Here is a 13,737-nt window from a genome sequence, read left to right as displayed (position 1 = left end):
CGACCGCCCGTGGCTGCCTCGCGCCTGCGCGCACCCGACGTCGCCGACCTCGTCGCGCGACTGCGGGAGGGGCAGCCCCGGGCGGTCGCCCGTCTCATCTCCCTCGTGGAGGACGAGTCACCCGTGCTGCGCGAGGTCAGTGCAGCCCTGGCGCCGCTCGTGGGCCGGGCGCACGTGGTCGGCCTCACCGGCTCACCCGGCGTCGGCAAGTCGACGTCGACCGCCGCCCTGGTCACGGCGCTGCGGGCGCGCGGCAAGCGCGTGGGCGTCCTGGCCGTCGACCCGACGTCGCCGTTCACGGGGGGTGCGCTGCTCGGCGACCGCATCCGCATGGGCGACCACGCCACGGACGACGGCGTGTACATCCGCTCGATGGCCAGCCGCGGGCACCTCGGCGGGCTGTCGTGGGCCGCGCCGCACGCCCTGAGGGTGCTCGACGCGGCCGGCTGCGACGTCGTGCTCGTCGAGACGGTGGGCGTCGGACAGTCGGAGGTGGAGGTGGCCGGGCTCGCCGACACCACGCTCGTCCTGCTCGCGCCCGGCATGGGCGACGGCATCCAGGCGGCGAAGGCCGGCATCCTCGAGGTCGGCGACGTGTTCGTCGTCAACAAGGCCGACCGCGACGGTGCCCAGTCCACCCGCCGCGAGCTGCGCTCCATGGTCGCGATGGCCGAACGGCCCGAGGGTGCCTGGAAGCCGCCGATCCTGCTCACCGTCGCGTCACGGGACGAGGGGATCGACGACGTCGTCACCGAGATCGACCGTCACCGGGCCCACCAGGAGGCCTCCGGCGACCTGCGTCGTCGTCGGCTCGCCCGCACCCGACGCGAGATCGAGGCGGTCGCCGTGCACGAGCTGCGGGAGCGGTTCGGGCACGTCGGCGCCGACGCGAGGCTCGACGACCTCGCCGCGGACGTGCTGGCCGGCGACCAGGACCCGTTCGCCGCCGCCGACGTGCTGCTCGACGTCGTCCAGTAGTCCGCCGCCGACGACCCGGTGACGTGGGACGGGCCACGCCGGGCGCGCCTGCCGGGTCGCGAGGCCCGCCTGGGGTAGGAATGGTGCCGTGCTGAAGAAGGTCCTCGTGCTCCTCGTCGCCGCGTTCGTGGTCTACTACCTGCTGACCGCGCCCGCCGGCGCTGCCGACGCGGTCAGCGGTGCGGTCAACGCGGTCATCGACGCCTTCGGGCAGGTCTTCATCTTCGTCGACGAGCTCACCCGGTAGTCCCGTGCTGGGCAGCTCCGCGCTGGCCGCCCTGCTGGCGCGGATCCCGGACCAGGACGTCGAGGGTCACCTCCTCGCCGAGGAGGGCGAGCACGTCATCGACCTCGTGCGCAAGCACGGCGTCGTGTACCTGCGCCCCGCGGCGGTCGCACTGGCCGCGCTGCTCGTCGGCGTGCTCGCGTTCGTCGGCCCCATCCAGCTGGGCTGGTTCTTCCTGCTGCTGGCGGCCGGCGGGCTCGGGTACGCGCTCTTCGCCGTCGCCCGCGAGCACCGGGACGTCTTCGTGATCACCAACATGCGCGTCTTCCGCGCCTCCGGCGTCTTCTCGGTCCGCATCGCGACGATGCCGATCACCCGCATCCTCGACATCACGGTCGAGAAGCCGTTCGTGGGGCGCCTGCTGGGCTACGGGCACTTCGTGTTCGAGTCGGCCGCGCAGGCGCAGGGGCTGCGCGACATCCGCTACATCGGCGATCCCGACGAGCGCGACCTGACGATCCAGCGGGTCGTGCAGCGCGCCGGGCTGCGCGGGCCGCGCCCGGACGGTCCGCGGCCCCTCCCCGACGGACGCTGACGCACCGGACCCTCGGACCTCGCAGGCGGCAGGGGGAGCCGCCGCCGGGGGCGAGTTCCTAGGATGGGGCCATGAGCTTCTCGCGCCCTGGTGCCATCGACCTCTCCGCCCTGGCCAAGCCGTCCGCTCCGCCGGCCGGTCCGTCGGGTCCCGGCGGTGGCTACACGGTCGACGTCTCGGAGCAGACCTTCCAGACCGTCGCGCTCGAGGCGTCCATGCAGCACGTCGTGGTGCTCGCGCTCTGGTCGCCCCGCGCACCCCAGAGCCGTGACTTCGTCGACCTGCTCGGACGGGTCGTCGACACGCTCGAGGGACGGATCCTGCTCGCTGCGGTCGACATCGACGCCAACCCGGCGATCGCCCAGGCGCTCCAGGCGCAGGGCGTCCCCGTCGTCGTCGGGCTCGTGAAGGGCCAGCCGGTGCCGCTCTTCCAGGGCCTCGCGGAGGAGACCGAGGTGCGCCAGTACCTCGAGCAGCTGGTGGCGCTCGCGGTGCAGAACGGGCTGACCGGACGTGCGACCCCGGCCGGCGGCGAGTCCGCCGAGCCGGAGGAGCCCGCGGACGACCCGCGCTTCGCTGCTGCGGACGCGGCGTTCGCCGCCGGTGACACCGACACGGCCGTGGCCGAGTACGAGCGGCTCGCCCTGCAGCACCCCGGCGACGCGGAGGTCGCCGAGCGTCTCGCCGGCGTGAAGCTGTTCGCCCGCACGAAGGACGCAGACCTCCAGCAGGCCCGCAAGGCCGCCGCGGACGCCCCGGACGACGTCGACGCCCAGCTGCTCGTCGCCGACCTCGACGTGAGCGGCGGCCACGTCGAGGACGCGTTCGCCCGCCTGGTGGGACTGGTCCGCACCGCTCGCGGTGAGGACCGCGACCGGATCCGCGAGCGGCTCCTGGAGCTGTTCACGGTCGTGGGCACCACCGACCCCCGCGTCGCCGACGCGCGACGCGCCCTGGCGTCGGCGCTCTTCTGACGGCGAGGGCCTCGCCCGCGCGTTAGGGTGCGGCGACGGCAGCCGTGGGAGCAGCCACGGCGAGGAGGGGTGATGGCGCGACGTCTGGCCTGGCCGCTCGTCGTCGTCGGTCTTCTCATCGCCCTCGCCGGAGCAGCCGTCATGGTCGTGCTCGGCCCCGACAGCCGGTTCACGACGGGACCGCACGCGGTCCGGACCGACGGCGTCGCCGTGGTCACGGCGCCCGACGTCATCACCTACCGCGGACTGCAGGTCGACGTCCTGGTGGAGGTCCCCGTGAACAAGCCGGTGTTCGTCGGTCTCGGCAACACCGTCGACGTGCAGGACTACCTGGCCGGCACACGACGGCTCGAGGTCACCTCGTTCCGCGCGCCGTGGACGGTGCGCACGGCGGAGCGTCGGGGTCGACCAGCGCTTCCCGGCGCACCCACGGCCCTGGACTGGTGGATCGCCGACTCGGCGGGCCTGGGGGGTGCGTCGATCAGCACGACCCTGCCCGACACGCCGGTCTCGCTCGCGATCCTCGCCGTCGGCGCCTCGGACCTCTCGGGGCTGCGGGTCACGTTCGCGTACGGCGTGAGGGGCGGCTTCGGCCTCGGTCTCGGCGCACTGCTCGTCGGACTGGGACTCGCCTGGTCGGGCCTGCTCCTGCGGCGCGGCCCGTCGGTGGCGACCGCGGGTCCTCGACGTCCGTGGCGCGAGCGCGACGCCGGGGCGCAGGAGCTGGGGGAGGAGGTCGAGGTCGTGGAGGGAGGAGGTCTACGTGTTCGTCGACGAGCACGGGGTCGAGCACGAGATCACGGCCGAGGAGGCGGCGCGCCTCCAGGAGCGTCTGGCCGCCGACGCGCCCGACCCGACCAGCCCCGACCCGACCAGCCCCGACCCGACCAGGCCCGACCCGCCCAGTCCTGAACTGACCGACCCTGACCCGGACACCTCCGTCACCATCGCGACGGAGACGGAGACGGGGACAGGGACCGGGGCCGGCGAGGTGCCGCCTCCGGCGGTCGTCTACGTGTTCGTCGACGAGGACGGTGTGGAGCACGAGGTGTCCGAGGAGGAGCTGGCCGACTACGAGCTCGCCGACGACGAGCACGTCGACGACGCGCCGGCGGACGACGGGAGGCGGGACCGATGAGCCGACGGTCCGCTCCGGTGGTGCTGCTGCTGGCCTGCGTGCTGGCCCTGACGTCCTGCACCGTGCCGCGCCCTCGCGACGACCGCCCCGCCTCGACGGTCCCGATCGACCGCGCCGGGGTGGAGCAGGTGCTGAGCCGCTACGACCAGGTCGGGGAGGCGGCCGCGAAGCTGCTCGACCCCAAGCCGCTGTCGACGGTCGAGAGCGGGGCGGTGCTCGCGATCGACACCGGCTCCTTCGACGTCGCGCAGCGCCTCTCGCGCGGCGTGGGGTCCGACGGCACGTCCGACCAGGTCGAGCGGCTCGCAGTGCCCCGGTTCACCGCCTACCCGCTCTGGTTCGTCGTGGAGGTGCGCGACCAGGCTGCGAAGGTCAACCGCGTGCAGGTCTTCGAGCGCGGGTCGGCCGTCGACCCCTGGTTCCTCGTCGCGAGTCCCGAGACGGTGCTGAGCACGCGTCTTCCCGACCTGCGGGAGCGCGACGGCGCGGCGCTGACGGTCGACCCCCGCAGCGCCACGGGCATGAGCATGTCGCCCCAGCAGGCCGCCGACCGCTACGCCGCCGCTCTCGAGGACCCGTCGGCGGCTGCGGCGCGCACGATCGAGAACGACGACTTCCGCGCGCAGATGCGCACCGCGGCGCGACGCAACGCCTCCCTCGACGGCGTCCGGTTCGGGCAGACGTGGAAGGCCGAGAAGGTCACGCACGCACTGCGGACCGCTGACGGCGGAGCACTCGTCTTCGCCACCCTCGAGCGGGTCGACTCCTACCGCGTGCGCGACGGCATCCAGGTGACCTGGCCGGACGACTCGCCGCAGAAGGCGCTGCTCGAGTCGGGGGTGTCCTCGTCCGGGCGTCTGCGCTACCTGCACCAGGTGCTGGTCGAGATCCCCGGCGGGTCGGGACGCCCACGCGTCATCGGCCAGTACGGCGGCGTGGTGGAGGCCGAGGGGCCCTGAGGGCGGCCCCGAAGGCTCAGACCACCGGCGGCTCGGGGGCGAGCGGCGCCTCGCGGTAGGGCGGGACGTCCCCCTCGGCGAGCGCCTCGAGCAGCTCGGTCGCGGCAGCGGTCGCGCGACTGCGGACCGTGTCGGCGTCGCACCAGTGCACCCCGGCGATCTCCGTCGGCTGCAGTGCCATGGTGTCGACGACGGAGGCGTCGGCCACGCCCAGGTCGAACACGAAGACGCAGGCGTCGTCCCACCCGCGCCACGCCGGGAGCCAGTTCACGGTCAGCAGGCCGTGGACGGTCAGGGTGAGCCCGAGCTCCTCCTCCAGCTCGCGGACGAGCCCCTCCGACGGCGACTCGCCGACCTCCACGACACCGCCGGGCAGGTCCCACTCCTGCTTGTAGGTGAGCTGGCAGAGCAGCACCCGGCCCTCGCCGTCACGAAGGACACCCTGCGAGATGACCCGCTTCGTCGGCAGGCCGGCGTTCAGCAGCGCGATGAAGCCGTCGCGGCTGTCGGCCGGCGGGTCGTCGCGCAGCCGCGCGAGCAGGGCGCGGTCGGGGGAGTCGCCGGCACCCCTCGCGATGCCCTCGCGACGCAACCCGCTGATCGACGCCGCGCGGACGTCGCCGGTGCGCTCGACCGGGACACGTGCCTCGATCCTCTGCAGCGCGAGGTCGTCGAACGCGTAGGCGAGCACGAGACGCAGGGCGCGCACGGCCAGGCCCAGCGACTGCTCGCCGGTGCCGGTGTTCCAGCGCACCGAGCCGGTGCCGCGGCCCTCGTCGAGCAGGGCGATCGTGCCGCGGCGCTCCCCGCCGACGACCACGGACCAGCCGCGCAGGCCGTCCGCGCCGCTCGTCGGCTCGAGGTGGAGGTCGTCGTCACGCAGGATGGCGGTCACGTCGTCACCGTACGCGGCCGGTCACCGGCACGCAGCGGGGTCCGGCGCGTGGACGTGCGTGCTCAACGGCGTGCCGTCAGCACGCGGACGGGGTGCGCAGGGTCGAGCGTGAGTGCGTCGAGGGTGTGCCAGGTGCCGTCCAGCTCGTCCTGCAGCCGTTCTCCCGGCGCGCCGAGCGCGTCCGGCACGCCGACGGACTTGGGGAAGGCGGGGAACAGGTCGACGACGACGAGCAGCGTGTCCTCGCCGTCGCTCCGGCTGAACGCGAGCACACCGGCGTGGTGGACGCGGTGCAGCACGAGGCCGCGTCGGCGACGCAGGGCTGGGTGCGCACGACGCAGCTCGTTGAGGCGACCGAGGAGGGTCGCCACGTCGGGCTCCGGCTCCGAGCTGGGGCCGTCGACCTCCTCCAGGGTGCTGCTCGTCTCCCAGGCCGGGCTGCCCAGCGCGGCGACCGCCGCCCACGCGCACCGCGTGGCGGCGCCACCGTCGTCCAGGGTGGAGGCGCGCCCGCCGGCGGGCGCGGCGACGAGGTGCGTCCGCGTGACCGACCCGCGCCCCACGCCGGCCAGGACGTCCTCCACGTCGGCGAGGCCGAGGGCGTCGTGCAGCGCGGGCGTCGTCTGGTGGAACCCGACGAGCGCCAGGGCGTGAGCCTGCGCGGGGCTCGCGTCGCCCTCCGACAGCAGGAGCACGTCGGGTGCTGCCGCGGCCAGCTCGCGCAGCACGTGCTCCCACAGCCCGAGCGGCCAGTGGTGCGCGTCCCGGACCACGAAGGCGCCGACGCCACGGTCGGCCCAGCCGACGAGCGTCTCGAGCACCAGACCGAGCACGCCGGCCGGCTCGGCATCGGGATCCAGCCGCCAGGTGTCGTCCCCGGTCGGCACGAACCAGCCTGCGTGCTGCTCGAGCCACGGGTGACCGGAGGCGACCGTCCACGTGAGCTCCAGGGCCACCTCGAGCCCGACCTGGTGGGCCCGCTGCACGAGGGCGTCGAGGTCGGCGACGGTGCCGAGGCGCGGGTCGACGTCGAGGTGCGGCCCGACGACGGGGGCGGCGTGCCACGGACGCCCGCGCGTGGGGTGCACCGGAGGGAGGCGGACGACGTCGAAGCCCAGGGCGGCGACGTGGTCCAGGCGTGCGGCGGCGTCGGCGAGCGTGCCGTCGGGCGTGGACGGCGTCAGGCGGTACCAGGCCCCGACGAGGGCCCGCTCGGGGTCGACGCGCAGGGGGAGCGGCTCGGTCGAGCCGACGTCGGCCCGACCCAGGTGGTCGGGGAGGGACGCCACGTACGCCAGGCCCTCGGCGAGCCGCTCGTGGGCGGGCGTGGCGGTGTCGAGGAGGTCGTCGCCCACCTCCAGTGCCGCTGGGTCCTCGCTGCCGAGCGCGAGCACGAGGGCACTGCCTTGGGCGAGCACCGTCTCCGGGTCGGCCCCGTGGTCGATGTCGCCCACGACCCGGGCCGCCCACGTGCGCAGGGACTCCTGCCAGCTCTCCACGTGGTAGGTCCACGCGCCCACCTCGTCGGCCGTCACCGTGGCGGACCAGACGTGGTCGCCGTGGTGCTGCATGGGCACGGGGTCGCGTCGCTTGCCGTCGGGTGCGGTGAGCACCACCGCTGCGCCGACGTCGACCGTGTCGGGCAGCACGAGCGCCTCGACGGTCAGCGGTTCGCCGGGGACCACCTTGGCCGGGAACCGTCCGCGGTCGAGGCACGGACGGACTTCCAGCACCGGGACCCGAGCGACCATGGGGACACGCTAGTGGCTCGGAGGCGGTCCGCACCCTGTTCACCCGCGCGTCGGAGCAGGTGGCGCTCCTCCTATGCTCACGGCCACGGCTTGGTGGCCGGTGTCACGACGCCGGCCCGACGGAAGGAACCAGCGTGACCCAGCTCGTCCAGCTCGAGGTGACCGACGGCGTCGCCCTCGTCCAGCTCGTCCGCCCGCCCATGAACGCGCTCGACGCGCAGGTCCAGCGCGAGCTGGTCGAGGTGGCGCGGGAGGTGGACACGCGCGACGACGTCGCGGCGGTCGTGCTGCACGGCGGACCGAAGGTGTTCGCGGCCGGGGCCGACGTCAAGGAGATGGCCGCGATGTCGTACCAGGAGATGGTGCGCCACGGTCATCTCCTGCAGGAGTTCACGCGCGCGGTCGCCGCCATCGGCAAGCCGACGGTCTCCGTGATCACCGGCTTCGCCCTCGGCGGGGGCTGCGAGCTCGCCCTCTCCACCGACGTGCGGTTCGCGGCGGAGAACGCGAAGCTCGGGCAGCCGGAGATCCTGCTCGGCATCATCCCCGGCGCGGGGGGCACCCAGAGGCTCGCGCGGCTCGTGGGGCCGTCGGTCGCGAAGGACCTCATCTTCACCGGACGCTTCGTCGACGCGCAGGAGGCGCTGAGGATCGGTCTCGTCGACCGCGTCCTCCCGGCGGACGAGGTGCTCGACGCAGCCGTCGCGTGGGCACGGGGCTTCGTCGGGGGACCGGCCCTCGCGCTGCGGGCGGCCAAGAGTGCGGTCGACCGCGGGCTCGAGACGGACCTGCAGACCGGGCTGGAGATCGAGCGGATCGAGTTCACGGGACTGTTCGCCACCGACGACCGCCGCGCCGGCATGGACTCCTTCGTCGAGAACGGGCCCGGGAAGGCCACGTTCAGTGGGTCGTGAGAGGGCGGACTACCGACGCGGGGAGGACGCCGCTACGGGTCTGAGGTCTCACGCCTCGACATCGCCACGGAACACCTGTGGCACCAGGGACGCATGGGGCATACTGTGCTGCGACGTGCCGCCGTGCTCGCGAGAAGGGTAGTCATGACCGACTCAGGTTCGAACCAGCCGCAGGAGCGTCGACGCGCCGATCCGTTGAAGGTGGCTGCCGAGATGTTGGAGCAGTCCGGCGGCGACACCGAGGCTGCCGCGGACGACGTGCGACGCGGCGCGCCGGACGACCGACGGGCCAAGCGCGCGGCCCAGCGTGCCGCGCGGCAGATGGCTGCCGAGAAGCGACGCGCCGAGCGCAACGCCGCCCGCGCGTTCAACGCCTCTCGCCGAGGTCGCCGCGACGGCGACGAGCCGGAGCCCGCCCTCAAGGCGGCCGAGGAGGCCATCGAGGCCCAGGAGCGTGCGGCCGCGCAGGCGAGCGAGCCCGAGCCGCAGCCCGTCGCGCCGCAGGAGACGGCCACGCCCGAGATGGCCACGCCCGAGGTGAGCACGCCCGAGACGACCACGTCGGCGGCGGAGGTCTCCGCCACGGCAGAGCAGCCGGCCGTCGAGGCGACGGCCGCGCCGTCGGCCGACGACGAGCACATCGACGCGGCGCTGTCCGACGCGACGCAGACGTTGCCGGCGGTCGAGGACGCCGACGACGAGCCGCGCGAGGTCGCCGTCTCCGCGGGCACGCGCCGCTGGGCGCCCCCGACGGCCGCCTCCCTCGCGGAGCCCGAGACCGCGTCCACCGCGGACGCCGACGCGGACGCGGACGCCGAGCGTGCTGCCGCTGAGCAGGCTGAGGCGGAGCGTGCTGCGGCTGAGCAGGCTGAGGCGGAGCGTGCTGCGGCTGAGCAGGCGGAGGCTGAGCGTGCTGCGGCTGAGCAGGCTGAGGCGGAGCGTGCTGCGGCTGAGCAGGCGGAGGCTGAGCGTGCTGCGGCTGAGCAGGCGGAGGCTGAGCGTGCTGCGGCTGAGCAGGCGGAGGCTGAGCGTGCTGCGGCTGAGCAGGCGGAGGCTGAGCGTGCTGCGGCTGAGCAGGCGGAGGCTGAGCGTGCTGCCGCTGAGCAGGCGGAGGCTGAGCGTGCCGCTGCCGAGCAGGCCGAGGCCGAGCAGACCACTGCCGAACAGTCTGCGGTCCAGGACGAGACGTTCGAGCAGGAGACGACGGAGGCCGCCTCGGTCCCGTCGGACGACGAGGCCGTGCAGGCCGAGGAGACCCCCGTGACGCCGGAGCAGCCCGCCGAGGACGACCAGGCCGCACAGGCTCCCGCGCCCAGCACGTTCGCCGAGAAGCTCGCGGCCGCCAGTGCCGCCGCGCAGCAGCGCGTCAGCGCCGCCCGCGCCGAGGCCGCTCGTCTCATGGAGGAGGCCGCGCGCGAGCGCGCCGAGGTGGCCGCGCGGATCCGCGCCGACGAGGCCGAGCAGCGCGAGGTGCTGCAGGGCCGGCTCCGAGCGGCCGAGCAGGCCGCGGAGGAGCGGGTGCGCGCCGCACGTGCCGAGGCCGAGCGCGTCACGGTCGAGATCGAGCGCGAGCGGCAGGCTGCCGCCGCCAAGATCGAGCAGCTGCAGCAGGAGGCCGACGCCCGGGTCGAGGCGGCCCGCGCGGAGGCCGAGCGCGCCGCGCAGGAGCGTCTCGACGAGGCGAAGGCGGAGGCCGAGCGCCGCATCGCCGAGGCCGAGGAGGAGGCGGCGCGCACCGCCGCCGAGCGTCTCGCCCAGGGTGAGCGCGATGCCGAGGACGCCGCGCAACGGCGCCTGGCCGCGGCCGAGCAGGACGCGGAGCGCCGGATCAGCGAGGCGCGCGCCGAGGCCCAGAAGCTGGCCGAGGCCGCTCGCCAGGACCGTGAGGCGGCCCTGCAGCAGCTGGAGAAGGAGCGGGCCGAGGCGGAGGCGAAGCTCGAGCAGGTGCGTCTGGAGGCCGAGAAGGTCGTCGCCGATGCCGAGCGCACGTCCGCCCAGCACGTGGCCGTCGCCAAGGCCGAGGCCGAGAAGTACGCGCAGGAGGTCGCTGCGGAGCGTGTCGCCATCGCGGTGCGGCTCTCCGACGCGGAGCGCGCCGCCGACGAGCAGCTCGCTGCGGCCAAGGCCGAGGCGGAGCGCTTGGCGTCCGAGGCCGCCGAGCGCCACGAGCAGGCTGCCGCCGAGCTGGCGCGCGAGCGCGACGAGGCACGTGCGCACGTCGAGCGGGTCACCGCGGAGGCGGCTGAGCTCGCCCGTCAGGCCGAGGACGAGCGCAACCAGGCGTCGGCCAAGCTGGCCGAGGCCGAGCGGGTGTCGGAGGAGCGCGTGCGCACGGCGCAGGCCGAGGCCGAGCGCGTCGCCGCCGAGGCCGCCGACGCGGCACGGGCGTCAGCCGCCGCGCGTGAGGAGGCCGCTCGCCGTCAGGCGGAGGAGGCAGAGCAGGCCCGGGTCGAGGCGGAGCGGAGGCTGGCCGAGGCCGAGCAGCAGGCGGCGGCCCGGATCGCCCAGGCCGAGACCGAGGCGCGAGCCGTGGGCGAACGGGCCGAGCAGGACGCCGAGCGCCGCATCGAGGAGGCCCGCGCCGAGGCCGACCGCGTCGTGCAGCGCGCCAAGCTGGACGCGCAGGAACGTCTGACGCAGGCCGTCGCCGCAGCACGCTCCGCGGCCGAGGAGAAGCTGGCCGAGGCCGAGGCCACCGCGATGCAGTGGGTGGCGGCGGCGGAGGCGGAGGCCGAGCGCGTCGCCCAGGCGCACATCGTCGCGGCGAACCAGTCGGCCAAGCAGGTGCCGAGCTTCGCGGAGCTCGAGCCACCCGCCGTGGCGGAGTTCGTCGAGGAGAGGTCGACGGCCGGCGAGCCGCCCAGCCAGGTCGGTCCCGACGCCTCGTCGGAGGTGAGCGACGGACCCGGGGCAGCCGTCCCCCCGACCAAAAAAAGGGTCATCCGGCGATCCTGAGTACCTGACGGCCGGCGCCATCGTCGCCGGGCTGGATGCGCCGTCCGCGCAGGCGGACGGCGACGGTGACCCGTCGTCCGACGCTTCGGTGCCGGCAGACGCGTCCGGGTCGGACCCGGCTGCCGCGCCGGTGCAGACGCCCGGCGTCACGCGCTCCTACGAGGACCTCGTGCCTGGCTCGCTCGCGTGGATCGCGGCGACCCACGGCGGTCCGCGCCCGGACCCGCTGGCGAGGGCCGAGGCAGCCCTCGACACGCCCGAGCGCCGACCCGAGACCGAGCCCGCGCCCGGCTCGCGGGAGGCCAAGGCGGCCCGCCGCGACGCGGCGAGGCGCGAGCGGGCACAGCGACGTGCGGAGGCGAAGGCCGAGAAGCAGCGCGCCCGTGAGGAGCGGGCACGCGCCCGTGAGGAGGCTGCCGCGGAGCGGGAGCGTGAGCGGGTGTGGGCCGAGGAGGTCAAGCAGCTGGAGGCCGAGCAGTCGGCGGCCGAGGCCGAGGAGCGCGAGCAGGAGCGCGCCGAGAGCAAGCGGCTCGCCGAGGAGGCCGCCCAGGCGAAGGCGCGTCGTCGCGCGGAGAGCAAGGCGGCTGCGAGGGCCGCGCTGGCCACCCCGCCCGGCATCCACCGTGCCGAGCCGCCCGTCGACGAGCCCGCGCCTGACGGTCCGACGAGCGCCTCCTCCGAGCCCTCGGCGTCGCAGGAGGACACCGCGCTGCTCGAAGCGGTGGGAGCCGTCCCCACAGAGGAGCCCGAGGCTCCGGCGGAGGAGCCCGCCGACCTGGTCGCGACGCAGGTCGTGCCCGCGGTCGACGTCGCAGCCGACGCTCCGGCGTCCGCCGGGACGGGTCGTCCGCAGGCACGTCACACCGACACCGACACGTCGGCCGGCCCCGAGTCCGTGACCGACGGCGAGCCCGTCGAGGCGACGCCGACGGAGCGGCCGTCGCGCGCACGCCGCGCCGACCGCGTCGAGCGTCGCCGCGCGAAGGCCGCTGCGGCCGTCGCGCGCCGCGACGACGCCGGCACTGACGACGTGCCCGAGCCGCCCGCGGTCCCGCAGGAGGGTCCGTCGACGGCTCGCCGCCTCGTCGGACTGGTCGGCGTGGTGCTGGGCGTCCTCGGCCTGGTCGCGTCGGTCACGCTCGCGCTCGCGGCGCTGCTCGTGGCGTTCGGGTTCGACCCGTCGACGGGCGTGCTGCAGTCGGTCGCGACCGTCGCCGACCCGCTCACGCAGCCCCTGCGCGGGCTCGTCTCCTTCAGCGGCGAGAATGCCGCCGCGAAGGAGTCGTTCGTGGCCTACGGCGGGGGATCGGTCGTCTACCTGGCGGTCGGCGTGCTCGCCCCGTCGCTCCTGCACCGGCCCGCTCGATCCTGACCCGCGAGGCCTGCGACGACAGGTGTCCCGGACGTGTGACCTATACCATGGGTGACGCGCCTGGCCCCGGTATGTAACTCGCCGGTAACCTTGCGTGCAAGGCTGCCCTCACCTCGTGGAGCACCACGTGGGAAGGTGGACGTCCCCGACAGCGCGGCGTAGAACGCCGCGTCCCCGACCACAGGAGGGTCCTCGTGACCAACATCGTCGTCGCGGTGAAGTACGTGCCGGATGCCACGGCCGACCGCACCTTCGACTCGTCCGACAACACCGTCGACCGTGAGAACGTCGACGGACTGCTCTCCGAGCTCGACGAGTACGCCGTCGAGCAGGCGCTCAAGGTCGTCGAGGAGGGTGACGGCGAGGTCACCGTCCTGACCGTCGGCCCCGACGACGCCGCCGACGCCGTCCGCAAGGCCCTGCAGATGGGCGCGGACAAGGGCGTGCACGTGAACGACGACGCGATCGCCGGCTCCGACGCCTTCGCGACCTCGCTCGTGCTGGCGAAGGCGCTCGAGAAGCTCGAGTACGACTTCGTGTTCTTCGGCATGGCCTCGACCGACGGCGGCATGGGCGTCGTCCCGACCCTGGTCGCCGAGCGCCTCGGCCTGCCCGCGGTCACCCTCGGCGGCGAGATCAGCGTCGACGGCGACAGCGTCACGATCAAGCGTGACGGCGACGTCGCCACGCAGGAGGTCCAGGGCTCCGGCAAGCTCGTCGTGAGCGTGACCGACCAGACCGGCGAGGCCCGCTACCCGTCCTTCAAGGGCATCATGGCCGCCAAGAAGAAGCCGGTCGAGGAGTGGGACCTGTCCGACCTCGGCGTCGACGCGTCCGAGGTCGGCCTCGACGCCGCCTGGACCAAGGTCGTCACCACCGAGCCGCGTCCCCCGCGCACGGCCGGCGAGATCATCACCGACGAGGGCGACGGCGGCACGAAGCTCGTCGAGTTCCTCGCCTCCAAGAAGTTCGTCTGAGCA

At 74.6% G+C, this 13,737-nt stretch carries 13 protein-coding genes; 11 read left to right on the top strand and 2 right to left on the bottom strand.

Features of this window, described 5'->3' with window-relative positions:
- Nucleotides 1-9: 9 nt before the first annotated feature.
- The 7 genes from meaB (at nucleotide 10) to QE370_RS15820 (ending at nucleotide 4,870) form a co-directional block, all read left to right on the top strand.
- Nucleotides 10-978 (top strand): methylmalonyl Co-A mutase-associated GTPase MeaB, encoded by a 969-nt coding sequence (gene meaB, locus QE370_RS15850; RefSeq protein WP_253022230.1) that lies wholly within the window; start codon nucleotides 10-12, stop codon nucleotides 976-978.
- Between the two features lie 88 nt (nucleotides 979-1,066).
- Nucleotides 1,067-1,225, top strand: coding sequence for a hypothetical protein (locus tag QE370_RS15845; RefSeq protein WP_169795969.1), 159 nt, complete (start codon nucleotides 1,067-1,069; stop codon nucleotides 1,223-1,225).
- A 4-nt stretch (nucleotides 1,226-1,229) separates the two neighbouring features.
- A complete protein-coding gene (locus QE370_RS15840; protein WP_309634937.1) occupies nucleotides 1,230-1,799 on the top strand; it encodes a PH domain-containing protein in 570 nt (189 codons plus the stop codon).
- A gap of 71 nt (nucleotides 1,800-1,870) precedes the next feature.
- Complete coding sequence (locus tag QE370_RS15835) at nucleotides 1,871-2,773, top strand: tetratricopeptide repeat protein (RefSeq protein WP_309634936.1); 903 nt, start codon at nucleotides 1,871-1,873, stop codon at nucleotides 2,771-2,773.
- A gap of 72 nt (nucleotides 2,774-2,845) precedes the next feature.
- The gene (locus tag QE370_RS15830; protein ID WP_309634935.1) at nucleotides 2,846-3,685 is read left to right on the top strand and encodes a hypothetical protein; all 840 of its coding nucleotides are present in this window, start codon (nucleotides 2,846-2,848) and stop codon (nucleotides 3,683-3,685) included.
- A gap of 79 nt (nucleotides 3,686-3,764) precedes the next feature.
- Nucleotides 3,765-3,911, top strand: coding sequence for a hypothetical protein (locus tag QE370_RS15825; RefSeq protein WP_309634934.1), 147 nt, complete (start codon nucleotides 3,765-3,767; stop codon nucleotides 3,909-3,911).
- Nucleotides 3,908-4,870: a hypothetical protein gene (locus QE370_RS15820; RefSeq protein ID WP_309634933.1), complete on the top strand. Its 963-nt coding sequence runs from the start codon at nucleotides 3,908-3,910 to the stop codon at nucleotides 4,868-4,870. The genes QE370_RS15825 and QE370_RS15820 overlap by 4 nt, the downstream gene beginning before the upstream one ends.
- Before the next feature lie 16 nt (nucleotides 4,871-4,886).
- On the opposite strand, the gene QE370_RS15815 is transcribed toward QE370_RS15820, so the two are convergent.
- Both QE370_RS15815 and QE370_RS15810 read right to left on the bottom strand, forming a co-directional pair.
- Nucleotides 4,887-5,765: an NUDIX hydrolase gene (locus QE370_RS15815; protein WP_309634932.1), complete on the bottom strand. Its 879-nt coding sequence runs from the start codon at nucleotides 5,763-5,765 to the stop codon at nucleotides 4,887-4,889.
- Between the two features lie 62 nt (nucleotides 5,766-5,827).
- The gene (locus tag QE370_RS15810) at nucleotides 5,828-7,516 is read right to left on the bottom strand and encodes a maltotransferase domain-containing protein (RefSeq protein WP_309634931.1); all 1,689 of its coding nucleotides are present in this window, start codon (nucleotides 7,514-7,516) and stop codon (nucleotides 5,828-5,830) included.
- Nucleotides 7,517-7,650: 134 nt separating this feature from the next.
- On the opposite strand from QE370_RS15810, the gene QE370_RS15805 reads away from it, so the two are divergent.
- From QE370_RS15805 to QE370_RS15790, 4 genes are all read left to right on the top strand, one after another.
- Entirely contained in the window at nucleotides 7,651-8,430 is a 780-nt protein-coding gene (locus tag QE370_RS15805) for an enoyl-CoA hydratase-related protein (RefSeq protein WP_309634930.1), read from the top strand.
- A 144-nt stretch (nucleotides 8,431-8,574) separates the two neighbouring features.
- Nucleotides 8,575-11,385: a hypothetical protein gene (locus QE370_RS15800; RefSeq protein WP_309634929.1), complete on the top strand. Its 2,811-nt coding sequence runs from the start codon at nucleotides 8,575-8,577 to the stop codon at nucleotides 11,383-11,385.
- 88 nt (nucleotides 11,386-11,473) lie between these two features.
- Complete coding sequence (locus QE370_RS15795; protein WP_309634928.1) at nucleotides 11,474-12,757, top strand: hypothetical protein; 1,284 nt, start codon at nucleotides 11,474-11,476, stop codon at nucleotides 12,755-12,757.
- Nucleotides 12,758-12,951: 194 nt separating this feature from the next.
- Nucleotides 12,952-13,734 carry an electron transfer flavoprotein subunit beta/FixA family protein gene (locus tag QE370_RS15790; protein WP_253027031.1) on the top strand — a complete coding sequence of 261 codons (783 nt, stop codon included), beginning with the start codon at nucleotides 12,952-12,954 and terminating at the stop codon, nucleotides 13,732-13,734.
- Nucleotides 13,735-13,737: the final 3 nt, after the last annotated feature.

Source organism: Aeromicrobium sp. SORGH_AS_0981 (genome assembly GCF_031453195.1).
Taxonomy (GTDB): Bacteria; Actinomycetota; Actinomycetes; order Propionibacteriales; family Nocardioidaceae; genus Aeromicrobium.
Note: the sequence above shows the minus strand (reverse complement) of the source record. Positions and strands in the feature narration are given on the sequence as shown.